The organism is Mycobacterium sp. P2_H7 (assembly GCF_056403275.1).
The window spans coordinates 42,361-59,519 of sequence record NZ_JBFUFU010000005.1; the positions used below are offsets into that span (position 1 = coordinate 42,361).

Sequence of the window (17,159 nt, forward strand, 5' to 3'; positions counted from 1 at the left end):
CTCGGAATACACGGACGTACTCGACATGTTCCGTGAACTCCGTGCGCTACCTGAGGACTCCTCTCGGTTCGCGCGGCAACGTGAACGCATTGTCGAGCGCTGTCTCCCACTGGCCGACCACATCGCCCGCCGGTTCGGCGGTCGTGGCGAATCCCATGAGGACCTGGTCCAGGTGGCGCGCATGGGTCTGGTCAACGCGGTCAACCGATTCGACGTCGACGCCGGGTCGGACTTCGCGTCCTTCGCGGTACCCACCGTCATGGGTGAGGTGCGCCGGCATTTCCGGGACAACGGCTGGTCGGTCAAGGTGCCCCGCCGGCTCAAGGAACTGCATGTGCGCATCGGCAGCGTCACCGCCGAGATGGCGCAGCGGCTGGGGCGCGCCCCCAACGCCACCGAACTTGCCGCCGAACTCGACATCGACCGCGAAGAAGTGGTCGAGGCGCTGGTGGCGGGGAGTTCCTACAACACCTTGTCGATAGACAGCGGCACCGGCGGTGACGAGGACGCGCCGTCGATCGGCGACACCCTCGGCACCGACGACCTCGCCCTGGAGCAGGTGGAGAACCGGGAGTCGTTGCGTCCGCTCCTCGACGCCCTACCCGAGCGGGAACGCACGGTGCTGGTGCTTCGATTCTTCGAGAACATGACGCAGACGCAGATCGCCGAGCGCATCGGCGTCTCGCAGATGCACGTGTCGCGATTGCTCGCGAAATCCCTAGCGCGCCTTCGCGACGACCTCAAGTAGCTCTGACGGATCGCGCTTGAGCAGTAGCAGTGCGGTGGCGACGGATTCTTCGATCGGCAGCACCGCATCGGGGTCGCAGATGCGTAGCAGCCGGGTGACAGCCGCGCTGGGTACCAGCTTCCAGTCGATCCCGTTGGCGGCCGCCTGCACGCTCAACGTGTGCATCGCGGAAAAGGCCGAGGTGCCGAAGAATTCGACGCCGGTGAGGTCGAGTACCAGCTCGCTCAGGTGCGGTAGGTGCAGGCTGACGTAGTCGGCGAATTCGCTGATGTTGGCCGCGTCGATCTCCCCGAACACCGACAGCACGGCACTGGAGGGGGCAAGCCATTTGGTGCAGTAGGCCGCCATATCGGACTCGGTGATGTTTGAGGCGGAATTGCGCCTCGCGGTAGGCAAAGTGAGGTTGTGCATGGTGACTCCATCAGTCGGAATGCGTGATTCGTACTGTGGTCACGCCGATCTGTTCAAGACCCGTCGGACAAGGCCCCGGAGTGCAGGGCCTCGCTAGGTGTCCCCCACGTCAATGACGTTCGCAGAGCAGGCTGTGAACTCAACCTGCTCCTGACCCTACGCCACTTGATGGCGGCGAACAATCGAATCCGTTGTGTGGTCCCTGCCCGCTCTTGCTGCCAGCGTGTTTACCGCTGAATTCTTAGCCGGACCACAGGAACACGCCCACCTCGCCACGGATCACGTGGCGCGGCGTCTGTCCGGTGTGGCGATGAAAATGCTTGAGCTGTAAGTGAATTCGCGACAACGATTCCGAGCAGGTCTGCTGCACTCGGTGGGCGTGCCGATCCTGGCAAAGAATCGTGCGAGGACGGGAACAAATATCGCACGGTCGTGACGTGGGGACACAGGTATCGCACCGCCCGCGGGTGCGCACCCGCGGGCAAGTTGTCAGCTCCGGGCGTCGCGTGTCTCACGCCGATTGGCGGCCTGCAGGGCGCCGACCAGTTCCTGTTTGGTCATCGTGGATCGGCCCCGGATGTCGAGGCGACGGGCGAGTTCCAGCAGATGTTTCTTGGTCGCATTCGCGTCCACACCCTCGGTCGTCTCGCCGGTCGGATTCGGGCCGCCGCTGCGGGCCCGGTCATCGGAAGGCCCCGGGTGATCCTTGGGCTCCCAGTGGTCACCCACCTTCTCGTAGGTGTGCTTGAGTGCCGAGTAGGCGGCCCGGTGAGCACGTTCGCCCTCGCCGTAGCTCTGCGCCGCCGCGTCATGCACCTTCGCGAAGGTGCGCTGCGCCTTGGCCTCGGATTTGCGCAGGGTGCTCGGCAATTCGGCCTGGCGGGCGTTGCCGGCTTTCGTCGTCTTGGCCACGTTCTGCGGGTGCCCGGGTATCGGTGCGGTCAAACACCGCGAATCAGGCAAGCCAGCCCTGCTGGAGATCCCACGCGGGACCGGCCGGCGGGGCGTCGTCGCGGGTGACGGTGGCCTGGATCAGCCCGTATGGCCGGTCGTCGGCGTTGAACACCTCGTTGTTGTTCTCCAGGCCGAACGGGGACAGGTCGTACACGAAGTGGTGCTTGTTGGGGGCGGACAACCGGACCTCGGCGATCTCGGCGTGCTCTTCGAGCACGGCGCGCCCCATCTGGAAGAGCGTCTGCTGCAGGGCCAGGGACTGCACCACCGCGAATTGTTTGACCATGGCCGCTTTCACCTGCCCGTACACCGTCTCCCAGTCCACCTCGGTGCTGGTGAACCGCCACTGGGCCACCAGCGAGGTGGCCATCACCCTGTCGTGAGTCGGTTCCAGGACGGTGTAGGGATCGGTGAGGAAGCCGGCGAACTCCGAACCCGTCGACTTGAGAATGATCAGATCCTTCAGGCCGCCGACGACATACTCGTGCTCACCCTCCACCGTGATGGCGGCGGTACGCACTTCCTGGCCCTTGCGGATCCAGGTGTAGTCGTGTTCGGAGCCGTCGACAACCGCTCGCTCCCAAGCGTATTCGTCGATCTCGACGCGAGCGGCCTGCACCGGTGCGACATCGTGGACGAAGTGTCTGGCCAGCGCCAACCCGTAGTCCTCGATCGACAGCAGGCCCTTCTCCTTGGCGTACGCGTAGGCGGTCTGCTTCTGGGTATCGGTGGGCAGGATGTCGGACTGGTCACCCGCGAGGTGCGCTGCGGTGAAATCGCCGCGAAGGCAGGTGGATACGTTGATGTCGTGGATCTCGTGACGGGGCTCGTCCCGGTAGATCCGCACCACCCGGTTCTCGGCCTTGCCGTACTGATTCTTGCCCAGGATGATCTCAGACATCGTCAACTTCCTCGGTAGGTGGAGTACGCGAATGGCGAAAGAAGGAGCGGTACATGATATTTCGGGCTTCCCGCGGTCACCTCGAAGGTGATGGTGACCTCGGGATAGAAGGCGGGCGTGCCTGCGAAATAGCTCGCGGTGTCGAACGTCAGGCGGTATACGCCGGGCGCCAGACCGTCGGCCAGGGCGGCGATGCGGCCGTCGGCATCGGTACGGCCGGACGCCAGCGCCTCACCGGTGGCCGCCGTCAACGTGACGCCCACACCGACGGCGGGCCTACCGGACACGGCGTCGAGGACGTGGGTGCTCAGATGGGTCATGACCACGATCCTGACTCGCTCACACCGGATCGCTCAAGAGGCGCTCCAGCCGCAGCCGGTTGATCTTGCCCAGCTCGCTGCGCATCACGCGGCGTTCGGAATCGGGATCGTTGGTCAGGCGCTCGGTGAGAATGTCGAGCAGTTCCGGCGCCGTGCGGCCGCTCGCACACACCAGGTACACGTAGCCGAACTTGTCCTCGTAGGCGCGGTTACCATCCGCCAGAGCGGCTTTCACCTCGTCGCCGGCGGACGCCACCCCGGCCTGCTCGCGCGCCGACGCCGCGTTGTTCACCTTGCCGCCGATTCGCGGATGCCCGTCCAGCGCGGCGTCGATCTCGGCGTCGGGCAGCTCGGCCAGCACCCGGTCGGCACGGTCGAGCAGTGCCTGGTTGTCCGGGAACGGGGCGGCCGCGAGCACCCGGCGCGCCCAGATGGTGGAACTGCACACCTCGAACAGCGCGTGCATGCGTTGTCGGTCGGTCAACGCATTGAAACCGTCCAGGCCGATCGCTTTCACGACAGTTCGTTGAAGCGGCTGAACCGCGCCGCGGCGATCGGGTTGGCGTCGGCCACCAGATCGATGAACCGGTAGTTCGCGATCTTGGCGACCTCGATGAGCGCGAACGCCCTCTCCACGGAATCGGAGTTGTCCATCCGCGACCAGCCGTTGCGCAGCACCCGGTCGAAATGCTCGGTCTCCTTGGCACAGATGATCAGCGGGAAGCCGAAATGCTCGCGGTACGCCGTCGCCAGTTCCACGACGTCATTGTGGTCGGACTCGTCGAGATTGGACAACGCCACGTGGTCGACGGCCAGCGCGTGGCCGGTCTCGTCTTCGGCGCCGAGATCGCTGAATGCGTTGAGCAGTTCGTCCTGCTGCTCGGAGGAGCCGGTCAGCACGGCGTCCTGGAACGCTTCCCGCAGCGCCAAGGTGGCGGCGAACGGCCGCTGCTGATACGCGCGCTCGACCGCCCACGGCACTTCCTGCACGACGTGGCCGAACACCTCGGTGAAGCGGTCCGCGGTCATCGCGTTCACCTCGGTCAGGGTGATCGACCCGCCGCCCGCCACCCGTGGTCCTCGCGAACCCGTATGGAAGAACACGATATTGAGCACGATGGCGGCCACCGCACCGATGCTGATGCCGCTGCCGAAGATGAGATTCAGGCCGGTGGGCATCGCCTTGGCGATGTCGGGGTAGGAGGTGACCCACAGCGCCAGCGCCAGGCTGGTGGTCACGATGATCAGGTTGCGGTGGTCGGTGAAGTCGACCTTGCCCAGCGTCTGGATGCCGACGACGGCGACCGTCGCGAACAGGGTCAGTGCCGCACCGCCCAGCACCGGATTCGGGATCGATGCCACGATGGCGGCGACCTTGGGCAGGAAGCCCAGGATGATCATGATGACGCCCGCGGCGGCGACCACCCACCGGCTCTTCACGCCAGTCAGTCGCACCAGGCCGACGTTCTCGGAGAACGCGGTGTAGGGGAACGAGTTGAAGATGCCGCCGATGACGGTGGCCAACCCGTCTGCACGCAGCACATTGCCGATGTCGGAGGCCTTGATGCGCTTGCCGACGATCTCACCGGTCGCGATGGTCGAACCGGTCGACTCGACGGCCGTGATGAGCAGGACGATGATCATGGTCAGGCACGCGACGAAGTCGAACTTGGGCATCCCGAACAGGAATGGCGGGGTGAAGCCGACCGGCGCTGCCGCACCGACCTTGTCGAAGTTCATGTCGCCCAGCAGGAATGCCACCACGCAGCCGATCACCAGGCCCAGCAGCACGGCGATGGTGGCCATGAAGCCGCGGAACAACCGCTGGATGGCGACGATGATCGCGATGGTGCCCAGCGCGTACAGGAACCACCGGATGTTGGTCGGGTCCGGCTCATGGGTGTGCGGGTTGGTGACGGCGTCCATCGCGCCGACGGGCACCAGACAGAGTCCGATGATGGTGATCAGCGTCCCGGTGACCACCGGCGGGAAGAACTTCAGCAGTTTGATGAAGACCGGGGCGATGAGGAACGTGAAGACGCCGGCGACGATCACCGCGCCGTACACGTAGAGCAGGCTCGGTGCGCCACCGCCGTGGGCCAGGCCGATCGCGATGATGGGGGACACCCCGGCGAACGTCACACCCTGCAGCAGGGGCAGGCGCACGCCGACCTTCCAAAACCCGACGGCCTGGATGATCGAGGCGATACCGCAGGTGAACAGGTCGGCCGTGATCAGCTTGACCAGGTCTTCCTGCGGCAGGTTGATCGCCCCGGCGATGATGATCGGCACCAGCACCGCGCCGGCGTAGAACGCCACCACGTGCTGGAACCCGTAGGTGGCGAGCTTGCCGACCGGCAATACCTCGTCGACCGGATGGGTGCGCTTGGTCTGCGACGTCTTGAGAGACTCAGCCGGGGCCGTCATTGTTCAAGAATCGTTCACGTTCACACTGTTCGCATGTCGAGTTCTCATGTCGCCGCGGGGGTGCTGCTGGCCGCGGGGGCGGGAACGCGGTATGGCATGCCGAAAGTGCTTGCAGAGCAGGGGCGTTGGCTGAGTTCCGCGGTCGGTGCGCTGTGCGGCGGGGGGTGCGGGGACGTCGTCGTCGTGCTGGGTGCGGCGGTGGTGGCGGTGCCCGACCCGGCTCGGGCGGTGGTGGCCGAGGACTGGCGCGACGGGATCTCGGCGTCCCTTCGGGCCGGTATCGAGGCGGTGGACGCCGACCTCGCCGTCATCACGCTCGTCGACACCCCGGACATCGGTGCGGACGCGGTGCGCCGCGTGCTGGCGGCGGCATCGGAGACGGGGCTGGCCAGAGCCGTGTACGAAGGCAGACCGGGGCACCCGGTGGTGATCGCACGCCGTTTCTGGCCGGAGCTGCTGGCCGCTGTGCAGGGCGACACCGGGGCCGGTCCGTTCCTGCGGGCGCGCACCGACGTGGTCGATGTCGAATGCGGTGACCTCGCGTCCGGCGCTGATGTCGATGAGCGCTAGAGCAGGCCGAGCACCTCGACCGCGGCCCGCTCGTCGAGCAGTTCGGCCACCGAGGCGTCGATGCGGGCCCGGGAGAACTCGTTGATCTCCAGGCCCTCCACGATCTGCCACGCGCCGTCGACCGCGCGCACGGGTAGGGAGGCGACCACGCCCTCCGGGATGCCGTAGACGCCGGGGGAGGGCAGCGCCACCGATGTCCAGTCGGCGGGGTCGGTGCCGTCCACCCAATCGCGGACGTGATCGATGGCGGCGTTGGCGGCCGAGGCGGCCGACGAGGTGCCGCGCGCCTCGATGATCGCGGTGCCGCGCCTGGCCACCGTCGGGATGAAATCCTCTGCCAGCCAATCGGTGTCGGCGGCGAAGTCGGCCCCGGAGCGGCCGGCCACCACGGCGTGGAAGATGTCGGGGTACATGGTGGGCGAGTGGTTGCCCCACACCGTCAGCTGCGAGACATCAGTGACGTGCACGTCGGCGTGGGCGGCGAGCGCGGCCACGGCGCGGTTGTGGTCCAGCCGGGTCAGCGCGGTGAACCTGCTCGGCGGGATGTCCGGAGCGTGGGCCGAGGCCACCAGGGCGTTGGTGTTCGCGGGATTGCCGACCACCACCACCCGCACGTCGCTGCCCGCGCCGGCGTTCAGTGCCTGCCCGGCACCGGCGAAGATCGCGGCGTTGGCGGCCAGCAGGTCGGCGCGTTCCATCCCCTTGCTGCGCGGCCGCGCGCCCACCAGCAGCGCGACGTCGACGCCGTCGAAGGCGCGCACCGGATCGTCGTGGATTTCGACGTCGACCAACAGGTCGAAGGCGCTGTCCACCAGCTCCATGACCACACCCTCGGCGGCCTTGATCGCGGCGGGGAGCTCCAGCAGTCGCAGCGTCACGGGCACGTCCCGCCCGAGCAGTGCGCCGGCGCCGATGCGGAACAGCGCGGCGTAGCCGATCTGGCCGGCCGCGCCGGTGACGGTGACGACCTTGCTCACGTGTGCACGTCCAGGCCGAGAACTTCCGTCGCGTACCGGCGCACGGTGTCCTCCGACATGGCGGCGGCGTCCTCGAAGCCGGGGCGGCCCCGGCTGCTCAGGTAGCCGGTCGCCGGGTCGAGGACGACCTCGGCGAGCAATTCGCCGGTGGTCGGCTCGCAGACCGCCCAGGTGTATCGCGTCTCGTCGGCCCAGCCGTCCTCGGCGTCGTGCACGTAGTCCAGGTCGTCCTCACCCAGATCGGCCAGCGCGGGCCGGTCGTCGACCCGGTCGTCGCAGCGCAGGCCGCGCAGGTACCACTGGCCGTTGTTGATCTCTACGGGCTCCATCAGGGCCTCCCCATCTGCCGCCGAACGTTGATTACCGCTCGAAGAAACTCAATTTCTTCGAGCGGTAATCAACGTTCGCGCGGGGAAAAGCTACTACTTGATCTCGGCGATCACGGTGCCCTGGGTGATGGCGGCGCCGGCCTCGACGGCCAGTCCGGTGATGACGCCGTCCTTGTGGGCGGTCACCGGGTTCTCCATCTTCATCGCTTCCAGCACCACGACGAGGTCACCGGCGGCGACGGTCTGGCCCTCTTCGACGGCGACCTTCACGACGGTGCCCTGCATCGGCGCGGTGACCGAATCGCCGGACGCGGCGGCCGCGCCGGAGGCGCCACGCTTGCGCGGCTTGGGCTTCTTACGGATCGCACCGCCCGCAGCGGCGCCGCCGCCACCGAGCGCCAGATCGCCGGGCAGCGAGACCTCGAGGCGGCGTCCGCCGACCTCGACGATCACCTTCTGGCGCGGCAGGTTGTCTTCCTCGTCCAGCGGCTCGCCGGCGGTGAAGGGCTCGACCGTGTTATCCCACTCGGTCTCGATCCACCGGGTGTGCACGGTGAACTTCTCGCCGTCACCGATGAACGCGGGGTCGGCGGTCACGGCGCGGTGGAACGGGATGACCGTCGCCAGACCCTCGACGTTGAACTCGGCCAGCGCGCGGCGCGAACGGGCCAGGGCCTCGTCGCGGGTGGCGCCGGTGACGATCAGCTTGGCGAGCATGGAGTCGAACTGGCCGCCGATGACGGAGCCGGACTCGACGCCGGAATCCATCCGCACGCCGGGACCGGTCGGCGGCTCGAACTTGCTGACCGGGCCGGGGGCGGGCAGGAAGCCGCGGCCGGCGTCCTCGCCGTTGATCCGGAACTCGAAGGAGTGCCCGCGCGGGGTCGGGTCCTCGGTGATGTCCAGGGCTTCGCCGTTGGCGATCTTGAACTGCTGGAGCACCAGGTCGATACCGGAGGTCTCCTCGGTGACGGGGTGTTCCACCTGCAGGCGGGTGTTGACCTCGAGGAAGGAGATCAGGCCGTCCTGGCCGACGAGGTATTCGACGGTGCCCGCACCGTAGTAACCGGCTTCCTTGCAGATGCGCTTGGCCGACTCGTGGATCTCCTTGCGCTGCGCATCGGTGAGGAACGGCGCGGGCGCCTCCTCGACCAGCTTCTGGAAGCGGCGCTGCAGCGAGCAGTCGCGGGTACCGGCGACGATGACGTTGCCGTGGGTGTCGGCGATGACCTGAGCCTCGACGTGGCGCGGCTTGTCCAGGTAGCGCTCGACGAAGCACTCACCGCGACCGAAGGCCGAGATGGCCTCACGGGTGGCCGAATCGAACAGCTCGGGGATCTCTTCGAGGGTGCGGGCCACCTTCATGCCACGGCCACCGCCACCGAAGGCGGCCTTGATGGCGATCGGCAGGCCGTACTCCTTGGCGAACGCGAGGATCTCGTCGGCATCCTTGACCGGATCCGGCGTGCCCGGCACCAGCGGGGCCTGCGCGCGGGCCGCGATGTGGCGTGCGGTGACCTTGTCGCCGAGATCGCGGATGGACTGCGGGCTGGGGCCGATCCAGATCAGCCCGGCGTCGAGGACGGCCTGGGCGAAGTCGCCGTTCTCGGACAGGAAGCCGTAGCCGGGGTGGATCGCGTTGGCGCCGGACTTGGCGGCGGCGTCGAGGATCTTCTCGAACACCAGATAGGACTCGGCTGAGGTCTGGCCGCCCAGCGCGAACGCCTCATCGGCGAGCCGTACGTGCGGCGCATCGGCGTCGGGTTCGGCGTAGACGGCGACGCTGGTGAGCCCGGCGTCCTTGGCGGCACGGATCACACGGACAGCGATCTCCCCGCGGTTGGCGACAAGCACCTTGGAGATTTTCGAGCTGGCGTGACTGGGCACTGCGCCTCCTGATGGCAGGTATCTCTAAGAAACGTCTTTAAGAATCTATCGTCGGCAGTCTAGGCGGCGCGACTCCAGGGGTTGCGAGCCGGTCGCATTACTTGTCGGTAACTTTTGCGCGCTCTGGATCAGGCAGTCACCCGGTGTAGGAGCCGCTGTACCGAATGGAAGGTCCGGGCGGTGGAATGTCCTTTGTCATACGGGTATCCGTAGTGGAGGTTCAGCGTGGCGCGCACCCGATCACTCGGCCACGACATGGGCCGATGCAGGGTGCGGTGGCCGCAGAAGATGTACCCGCTGCCCGGTCTGAAACGGATCGTGTGGGCTTCGGGATCGCGCGCCAGCCGGCGTGCGGTCCATCTCCCGTGCACACGGTTCTGGGTCAGGGCCTTGTCGAGGACATCGCTCCAGGAAAAGCGGCGATGCGCGCGGTGGTTCGGGAACGTGGCGTGATGGCCGAGGGTCCCCGGTTCGCAATCGGGGACGGTCAGCGGGATCAGCACGGTGATGACATTGGCGTCGTAATGCCAGTCGTAGGGATTGGTCCGGTGCGACTGCGCCCCGCCGTAGATCCGCAGCGTGCGGGATTGATAGCCACCCGCGGCGGCGGGGTGCACACTCGCGGTCAGGGCGGCCAGGATCGCCTCGAGCTCCGGATCGACGCTCAGCGCGCTGATCGTCGGGCAGTCCCAGTCGTCCGGCGCGTCCGATTCGTGGATGTCCCCGGGGTGCGTCCTCAGGTACGCGCGAACCTCGTCGTCGGCCCGTTCGATATCGGTTGGCGTGACGGCATCGGGGACGTGGACGAATCCGGAAGTGTGCAGTTGCGCCGAGATGTCGCGGATGTGCGGATCCGCCGCGGCGAGCAGGTTGCCCCGTGAGTCGCGAAGACGAAAGTCCCGCATGGCGACGACGATATCCGCTTCGGCGCAGGTCGGGGAGGTGCCGAACGGGGGTGCGACGCTGCCCGCGTTTGCTGAAAATGGTTGGATGCGAACAAGTTTCGGCCCGAGACGCGGACCGGCGCACTATTGACGGTTGCGAAAATTGTCGAAACCCGTCAGTCGAACAGGCTGGGCAATCCCTGCATCGACGGTGCCGGTTCCACGCCGAGCGCATTGGCGAGCAGTGACGGTGCCACGTCGAGCACGTCGACCTCCTTGCGCGACGGGTCGGCGGTCACGCCCGCTCCCGCCGCGACCAGGATGCCCTCGGGGATGTGATAGCCGGTGTTGATCCCACCGATCCGGGGCTGCCGGGCCAGGCCCAGCCTCTCCGGCGGGGCGACGACATCCGCCGACGCGCCGTCTCCCGCGGGCCGGAAGCGCAGCATGGCCGATTCTTCGCAGCCCAGCGTGTAGTCGATGCCGAAGGTCACCGTCTTGCCCTCGAGGCGGACACGTGCGAACAGCGGGCCCTTCCCGTCGATGGACACCGAGGTCAACGGTGGCACCGCCGCGCGGGCGTCGTCCTCGGTGTCGAAGACGAGCGACAGCATCGGATACATCGCCAGGCCCGGGCCGGTGCGGGGCAGCCCGAGCACCCCGGCGAGCTTGGCGTAATCCGCGACGACATACATGTGGTCGTCGAGTTCGGGCACCGCGACCGGGCCCTGGCCCATGCTCGCCGAGAGCACGAGCATCGAGTTCGGATTCTTGGCCAGGTATTTGCGGATACGGCCGATCTGCCGGTCGGCGATGTCCATGGCCCCGACGATGAAACTGCCGTACACGTCATCGGAGGTGTATTCGTACTTCTCGGTGTAGCCGGGCATGCCGTCGCCCCAGAACCGGTGCATCATGCCGGCCACGTGGTTGGTGAAGAACACGCTGAGGCGCGGATTGTGGGTCCGGTGCAGTTTCCAGTACAGGTCGAAGCTCAGCGGCGCCTGCATGGCGGAGCGGAATGCCTTGTAGCGCGGGTCGATTCGCTCCTTGACCAGATGCCTGCCCAGGGTGGCCATCGAACGCGGGGTCAGGCCTTGCCGGACCAGGTCGGCCGCGGTACCCGCCAGTGTCCCGGGATTCAGGACGGTGTCGGGGGAGAACCCGTTCTCGCCGGTCATCGCCAGGTTGAAGGTCTGGAAGCTCTCGAGCGCGGCCGGATAGGTCTTGGCGTCCTGGCTGAACGTGTCCGGGATGTAGAAACCGCCGTTCCGGAACTGCCGCGCCGGCCAACTCTGCATCGGCCCGAACAGGCCGACCGACAGGCCGGCGTCCTCGGCCACATCCCAGATGGGGTCGCCGCGGAAGGTCGTCGGGTCCTGGCCCAGGTCGAACGAATTGTGGCCGTAGGTCGACATGTGCAGCGTCGGCCATGTTCGCCACGGCTGCAGCCCCTGGTGTTCTTCGCGGTCCTCATGCACCGTCGTCAGGCACTGTCCCTCTGCCAGGAGGGCGGCCATATGAGATTCAGGGCGCTTGCTGGCGTAGATGTCGATGACGTCCCAGGGGACCTCGTTCAGTTCATACAGGATGACGTCTCTGTGTTGCCGGTCCATGAAGGCGGGAACCTCTCGTGATCGCGTCCTCGTCTTGCGTGCGGCGGCTGCCATGCGCGGCCGGCATCATCGCCGCGCCGGATTTCCACGTGCATTCTGGCACGACGGACGCGTCGGCGTGGCGTGTCGCGAAGCAATTTTTAAGGTCCCGTTAATTAACGGGAGTGGACGTCGAAATTTGCCCGCAACTCAATTTTCGCGCAAGCGCCGTTTGATTCGCGTCAGCATCGCCGACATTCCGCGCAGCCGCAGCGGGCTGATCAGCTTGGCGAGGCCGAGATCGGAGTAGAAGTCATCCGGTACGTCGAGGATGGCGTTCGCGGATTGGCCGTCCAGGCCGGCCGCCAGGATGGCGGCGAAGCCCCGGGTGGTCGGGGCTTCGGCCGGCGCACTGAAGTACAGGCGGACCTTGTCGCGGTCGGCGGCGTCGACATGGAGGAACAACGGCGACTGACACTCGGGAACGGGTTCCATGGCCGCTTCCTCGAGATGGCCGGGCAGCGGCGGCAACTCATTCGCGAACTCCAGCAACAGCTGCAGCTTGTCCTGACCGGTCATCTCCTGGAACTCGGCGACCACCTCGGCCAGTGCGGCGGGCATCGCACTCATGCCGAGCCGGGCTGCTCTCCCACCGCGACCGGCACGCGGACGGCGTTACCCCACTCGGTCCACGAGCCGTCGTAGTTGCGCACGCCCGGCAGCCCCAGCAGGTGCGTCAGCACGAACCAGGTGTGGCTGGATCGCTCGCCGATCCGGCAGTACACGATCGTTTTGTCGTCGGCATCGAGGTGCCCGTAGAGCTTGTCGAGTTCGGCGCGGCTGCGGAACCGGCCACTCTCATCTGCGGCCTTGGCCCACGGGATCGACACCGCCGTCGGGATGTGGCCGCCGCGCAGGGCGCCCTCCTCCGGGTAATCGGGCATGTGGGTGCGCTCGCCGGTGTACTCCTGCGGAGACCGCACATCGATGAGCGGTTGGGTGCCCAACGTGGCGAGGACGTCTTCGCGGTACGCGCGGATGGGGCTGTCATTGCGTTCCACCACCGGGTAACCGGTGGTCTGACGGGTCGGGACCTCCAGCGAGGTGTCCCGGCCGTGCGACACCCACAGATCCCGGCCGCCGTCGAGCAGCCGGACGTCCGGGTGGCCGAAGAGGGTGAACACCCACAGCGCGTACGCGGCCCACCAGTTGCTCTTGTCGCCGTAGATCACCACGGTGTCGTCGCGGGAAATGCCCTTGCGGTCCATCAGATCGGCGAACTGCGCACCGTCGATGTAATCGCGGACGGTCGGGTCGTTGAGGTCGACGTGCCAGTCGATCTTCACCGCGCCGGGGATGTGGCCGGTGTCGTAGAGCAGCACGTCCTCGTCGGACTCGACGATGGACAGGCCCGGCCGGCCGAGATTGCCCGACAGCCAGTCGGCGGTGACCAGGCGTTCCGGGTGGGCATAGGCGGCGAGGGCGGGATCAGGATCGGCAGGCAGTGGCACGTTCAAAGCCTACTCACGCGCTGCTGGTTGCACGCCCGTAGGCCGAATCCTGGTGGCGGCTCCGCCGTGCCTGCGGTCAGGGCACACGGTCAGGGCACAATGGGCGGCCATGGGCATGAGAGTGATCCGAGTAACAGTCGCCGGTGCGCTGGCGGCGGCGGCCTGCGTGGTGGCCGCTGGATGCACCAGCACCACCGAGGGCCAGCCCGCCCAGGCCGGTTCCTCGACGTCCAGCGCAGCGCCAGGCCAACCGGCCGATGGCCCGAAGGTCGCCAAAGACGTGCTGACGAAGATGGTTTCCGACCAACTGGGGCGCAACGGTGTGACGCCGCAGGCGGTCGACTGCCCGCAGGATCTGATGAGCCAGGTGGGGCAGAAAGCCATGTGCGCCATCACGATCAGTCCGGTGAACGGTTTCCAGATCACCGTCGCCGTGACCGGCGTCAACGGCACCGAGCTGAACTACGCGATGTCCCCCTCGGTGAGCAAGAGCCAGCTGGAGGTCGCGGTCACCGACATGGTCAACCGGTCCACCAAGACCGTTCCGGACTCGGTGAGTTGTGAATCGGATCTGGAGGGCAAGGTCGGCGCCACGGCTTTCTGCGCTGTGACCGTCGCGGGCGCGACGACCCGGCAGGGTGTGGTGGTCAGGCAGGTCCAGGGTCTGGTGATGGAATACGGCCTGCTGGCGGCACCCGGTGGCGAACCCGCGCAGCCGCCCGGCGGCGGACCGCAGTTGCCGAACGGTGGCCCGGTGCTGGCGCCAAACGGTGGCGCCGGCGGTGGTACCGCCGGGACGCTGCCCAAGGCGATTGCCGAAGGCGCGTTGCTGGCGCAGTTACGGCAGTCGGGTCAGGCGCCGGATTCGGCGAGCTGCGCCGGCGACATGCCGATCGCCGTCGGAGCGACGCTGCCCTGCACCGCGATCACCGCCGGGCGGGGCCAGAACTACATCCTGACGGTGTCCGCGGTGGTGAACGGCAGCGCGACGTTCAAAGTTGCTCCTGCGCCCTGATTTTCAGGGCCGCGGCGCAGGAGGATTCGCCGCCCAGAGTTCGGCGACGCCCAGTCCCAGCCCGGCCAGCATGGTGCGCAGCAGGGGCAGGCTCAGCCCGATCACGTTCGACGGGTCGCCTTCGATGCGGTCCACGAACCAGCCGCCGAGACCGTCGAGGGTGAATCCGCCCGCCACCCACAGCGGTTCGCCGCTGGCCAGGTAGGCGTCCAGGTCGGTTGGTTCGGGGCGCGCGAAATGCACTGTGGTGGAGGCGGTCTGGCCTACCCGCGCGGCGACGACGCCATCGCGCACGTGCAGCAGGGTATGGCCGGTGTGCAGGATGCCGGGCCGCCCCGCCGACGACTGCCACTGCGCGCGGGCCGCGTCGACGCTGCCCGGCTTGCCGCACAACCGGCCGTCGACCTCGAGCATCGAGTCGCAGCCGATCACCACGCAATCCGTGATGTCCAAGGATTCGGCCACCCGGGCCGCCTTCGCCGCCGACAGTGCGAGCACCACGTCGGCAGGCGGCGCACCGGGCAGCGACGCCACGATGGCGTCCTCATCGACGTCGGAGACCAGCACCAGCGGTTCGATGCCCGCCTGACGGAGCACCCCGAGTCGGCCCGCCGACGCCGAGCCCAGGACGACTCGCGTCATCGCCTCATATGTTGGCGCTCCAGCAGCGTGATCCGCTGCCAGCTGTGCACCGTGTAGCGCAACCGGTCCACCGGGTGGCCCCACAGGTCGACGGCGGCCGGGGTGGTGTCCACGGGGCCACCGCCCGCCGCAGAGAGCACACCGATCAGTGCCGCGAGTTCTTCGGCGGACGGATTGCCCTTGAGTACCTTGATGTGCGGCTCGTGCTCCGGCACCGGGTTCGCTTCGCTCACAGTCGTCGAATCGTTCGCTTCGCTCACAGTCGTCGAATCGTTCGCGTCGCTCACAGTCGTCGAATCGTTCGCGTCGCTCACAGCGGGATGTTCCCGTGCTTCTTCGGCGGCAACGTGCTGATCTTGCGCTCCAGCAGGCGCAGCGCGGTGGCCACATAACCCCGGGTGTGCGAGGGCGGGATGACCGCGTCGACGTAGCCGCGCTCGGCCGCGACGTACGGGTTCACCAAGGTGTCCTCGTAGTCCTGCTGCAGTTCCAGACGAAGCGCATCAACGTCCTCGCCCTTGGCGGCGGCGTCCTTGAGCTGGCTGCGGTAGACGAAGCCCACCGCGCCCGAGGCGCCCATCACGGCGATCTGGGCGGTCGGCCAGGCGACGACCACGTCGGCGCCCATGTCCTTGGACCCCATCACGCAGTACGCGCCGCCGTAGGACTTGCGGGTGATCACGGTGACCTTGGCGACGGTGGCCTCACCGTAGGCGTACAGCAGCTTGGCGCCGCGGCGGATGATGCCGTTGTACTCCTGATCGGTGCCCGGCAGGAAGCCCGGCACGTCGACCAGCAGCACGATCGGGATGTTGAAGCAGTCGCAGGTCCGGATGAACCGGGCAGCCTTCTCCGAGGCGTTGATGTCCAGGCAGCCGGCGAACTGGGTGGGCTGGTTGGCGACGATGCCGACGGTGCGGCCGTCGACCCGGCCGTAGCCGATGACGATGTTGCCGGCGTACCCGGACTGCACCTCGAGGAACTCGTCGTCATCGAGGATGCGCGAGATGACCTCGTGGATGTCGTACGGCTGGTTCGGCGAATCCGGGATCAGGGTGTCGAGTTCCAGATCCTCGGCGGTGAGGTTGTCCTCGATGGCGCCCGGGTGCGGCGGCGCGGGGAAGCGCGGCGGATCGGCGTAGTTGTTCGACGGCAGGTAGCTGAGCAGATCGCGGACGTACTCGAAGGCGTCCTGCTCGCCGGAGGCGACGTAGTGCGCGGTGCCGGATTTCGCCATGTGGGTGTGCGCGCCACCCAGTTCCTCCATGGTGACGTTCTCGCCGGTCACCGTCTTGATGACGTCCGGGCCGGTGATGAACATCTGGCTGGTCTGGTCGACCATCACGATGAAGTCGGTCAGCGCGGGGGAGTAGACGTGCCCGCCGGCCGCGGCACCCATGATCAGCGAGATCTGCGGGATGACGCCGGAGGCCAGGATGTTGTTGCGGAAGATCTTGCTGTACAGGCCGAGCGAGACCACACCCTCCTGGATGCGGGCGCCGGCGCCGTCGTTGATGCCGATCAACGGGCGGCCGGTCTTGATGGCCAGTTCCTGGATCTTGACGATCTTCTCGCCGTAGACCTCACCGAGGCTGCCGCCGAACACGGTGGCGTCCTGGCTGAAGATGCAGACGTCGCGACCGTCGATGGTGCCGTACCCGGTGACCACACCGTCACCGACGGGACGGTTGGACTCCAGGCCGAAGTTGGTGCTGCGGTGCTTTGCCAGGGCGTCGAGTTCGACGAACGAACCCTCGTCGAGCAGCGCCAGCACGCGCTCGCGCGCCGTCAGCTTGCCCTTTGCGTGCACCTTCTCGACGGCCGCCTCACCGACTGGGTGCTTCGACTCCTCGGCCCGCTTGCGCAGGTCAGCCAGCTTGCCGGCTGTGGTGTGAATATCGACTACGTGATCTGCCGCCGGTTCGGTAACACTCGTCATGGTGGTCGATATTAACGGTTCCCTAAGAAGTCGGACAGGTGGGTGCGGT

The 17,159-nt window shown here is 67.2% G+C and carries 19 protein-coding genes; 3 read left to right on the top strand and 16 right to left on the bottom strand.

Annotated elements, in window-relative coordinates; translation table 11 throughout:
* Window positions 1–25 precede the first annotated feature (25 nt).
* Complete coding sequence (locus AC1DY7_RS06055) at window positions 26–748, top strand: SigB/SigF/SigG family RNA polymerase sigma factor (protein ID WP_477492765.1); 723 nt, start codon at window positions 26–28, stop codon at window positions 746–748.
* On the opposite strand, the gene AC1DY7_RS06060 is transcribed toward AC1DY7_RS06055, so the two are convergent.
* The 6 genes from AC1DY7_RS06060 to AC1DY7_RS06085 all read right to left on the bottom strand — a co-directional run bounded on the left by AC1DY7_RS06060 (window position 719) and on the right by AC1DY7_RS06085 (window position 5,761).
* Complete coding sequence (locus AC1DY7_RS06060) at window positions 719–1,159, bottom strand: STAS domain-containing protein (RefSeq protein WP_477492766.1); 441 nt, start codon at window positions 1,157–1,159, stop codon at window positions 719–721. The genes AC1DY7_RS06055 and AC1DY7_RS06060 overlap by 30 nt on opposite strands.
* A 489-nt stretch (window positions 1,160–1,648) precedes the next feature.
* On the bottom strand, window positions 1,649–2,071 hold the full coding sequence (locus AC1DY7_RS06065; RefSeq protein WP_477492767.1) for a ChaB family protein: 423 nt from the start codon (window positions 2,069–2,071) through the stop codon (window positions 1,649–1,651).
* Window positions 2,072–2,114: 43 nt separating this feature from the next.
* Complete coding sequence (pucL, locus tag AC1DY7_RS06070) at window positions 2,115–3,014, bottom strand: factor-independent urate hydroxylase (RefSeq protein ID WP_477492768.1); 900 nt, start codon at window positions 3,012–3,014, stop codon at window positions 2,115–2,117.
* Window positions 3,015–3,016: 2 nt separating this feature from the next.
* The gene (gene uraH / locus AC1DY7_RS06075) at window positions 3,017–3,334 is read right to left on the bottom strand and encodes a hydroxyisourate hydrolase (RefSeq protein ID WP_477492769.1); all 318 of its coding nucleotides are present in this window, start codon (window positions 3,332–3,334) and stop codon (window positions 3,017–3,019) included.
* A 19-nt stretch (window positions 3,335–3,353) separates the two neighbouring features.
* Window positions 3,354–3,851 (bottom strand): 2-oxo-4-hydroxy-4-carboxy-5-ureidoimidazoline decarboxylase, encoded by a 498-nt coding sequence (gene uraD, locus AC1DY7_RS06080; RefSeq protein WP_477492770.1) that lies wholly within the window; start codon window positions 3,849–3,851, stop codon window positions 3,354–3,356.
* Complete coding sequence (locus AC1DY7_RS06085; protein ID WP_477492771.1) at window positions 3,848–5,761, bottom strand: solute carrier family 23 protein; 1,914 nt, start codon at window positions 5,759–5,761, stop codon at window positions 3,848–3,850. Before AC1DY7_RS06085 ends, uraD begins: the two co-directional genes overlap by 4 nt.
* 33 nt (window positions 5,762–5,794) lie before the next feature.
* Here AC1DY7_RS06085 and AC1DY7_RS06090 point away from each other — a divergent pair, with 33 nt between their 5' ends.
* Entirely contained in the window at window positions 5,795–6,331 is a 537-nt protein-coding gene (locus AC1DY7_RS06090) for a nucleotidyltransferase family protein (protein ID WP_477492772.1), read from the top strand.
* On the opposite strand, the gene AC1DY7_RS06095 is transcribed toward AC1DY7_RS06090, so the two are convergent.
* From AC1DY7_RS06095 to AC1DY7_RS06125, 7 genes are all read right to left on the bottom strand, one after another.
* A complete protein-coding gene (locus AC1DY7_RS06095; RefSeq protein WP_477492773.1) occupies window positions 6,328–7,308 on the bottom strand; it encodes a malate dehydrogenase in 981 nt (326 codons plus the stop codon). The two genes, AC1DY7_RS06090 and AC1DY7_RS06095, sit on opposite strands and share 4 nt — an antisense overlap.
* Window positions 7,305–7,637: a hypothetical protein gene (locus tag AC1DY7_RS06100; protein WP_477492774.1), complete on the bottom strand. Its 333-nt coding sequence runs from the start codon at window positions 7,635–7,637 to the stop codon at window positions 7,305–7,307. Before AC1DY7_RS06100 ends, AC1DY7_RS06095 begins: the two co-directional genes overlap by 4 nt.
* 93 nt (window positions 7,638–7,730) lie before the next feature.
* Entirely contained in the window at window positions 7,731–9,524 is a 1,794-nt protein-coding gene (locus AC1DY7_RS06105; RefSeq protein ID WP_477492775.1) for an acetyl/propionyl/methylcrotonyl-CoA carboxylase subunit alpha, read from the bottom strand.
* A gap of 128 nt (window positions 9,525–9,652) precedes the next feature.
* The gene (locus AC1DY7_RS06110; RefSeq protein ID WP_477492776.1) at window positions 9,653–10,429 is read right to left on the bottom strand and encodes a phytanoyl-CoA dioxygenase family protein; all 777 of its coding nucleotides are present in this window, start codon (window positions 10,427–10,429) and stop codon (window positions 9,653–9,655) included.
* A gap of 155 nt (window positions 10,430–10,584) precedes the next feature.
* Window positions 10,585–12,024, bottom strand: a complete 1,440-nt coding sequence (locus AC1DY7_RS06115; protein WP_477492777.1) for a hypothetical protein — start codon at window positions 12,022–12,024, stop codon at window positions 10,585–10,587.
* A 189-nt stretch (window positions 12,025–12,213) separates the two neighbouring features.
* The gene (locus tag AC1DY7_RS06120) at window positions 12,214–12,633 is read right to left on the bottom strand and encodes a SufE family protein (protein ID WP_477492778.1); all 420 of its coding nucleotides are present in this window, start codon (window positions 12,631–12,633) and stop codon (window positions 12,214–12,216) included.
* Window positions 12,630–13,514, bottom strand: a complete 885-nt coding sequence (locus AC1DY7_RS06125; RefSeq protein ID WP_477492779.1) for a sulfurtransferase — start codon at window positions 13,512–13,514, stop codon at window positions 12,630–12,632. Before AC1DY7_RS06125 ends, AC1DY7_RS06120 begins: the two co-directional genes overlap by 4 nt.
* 109 nt (window positions 13,515–13,623) lie before the next feature.
* On the opposite strand from AC1DY7_RS06125, the gene AC1DY7_RS06130 reads away from it, so the two are divergent.
* The gene (locus AC1DY7_RS06130; protein WP_477492780.1) at window positions 13,624–14,529 is read left to right on the top strand and encodes a DUF4333 domain-containing protein; all 906 of its coding nucleotides are present in this window, start codon (window positions 13,624–13,626) and stop codon (window positions 14,527–14,529) included.
* 3 nt (window positions 14,530–14,532) lie between these two features.
* Here AC1DY7_RS06130 and AC1DY7_RS06135 read toward each other — a convergent pair whose 3' ends face one another.
* From AC1DY7_RS06135 to AC1DY7_RS06145, 3 genes are all read right to left on the bottom strand, one after another.
* Window positions 14,533–15,171, bottom strand: coding sequence for a Maf family protein (locus tag AC1DY7_RS06135; protein WP_477492781.1), 639 nt, complete (start codon window positions 15,169–15,171; stop codon window positions 14,533–14,535).
* Entirely contained in the window at window positions 15,168–15,404 is a 237-nt protein-coding gene (locus tag AC1DY7_RS06140; RefSeq protein ID WP_477492782.1) for an acyl-CoA carboxylase subunit epsilon, read from the bottom strand. The genes AC1DY7_RS06135 and AC1DY7_RS06140 overlap by 4 nt, the downstream gene beginning before the upstream one ends.
* A gap of 77 nt (window positions 15,405–15,481) precedes the next feature.
* On the bottom strand, window positions 15,482–17,110 hold the full coding sequence (locus AC1DY7_RS06145; RefSeq protein WP_477492783.1) for an acyl-CoA carboxylase subunit beta: 1,629 nt from the start codon (window positions 17,108–17,110) through the stop codon (window positions 15,482–15,484).
* Window positions 17,111–17,159: the final 49 nt, after the last annotated feature.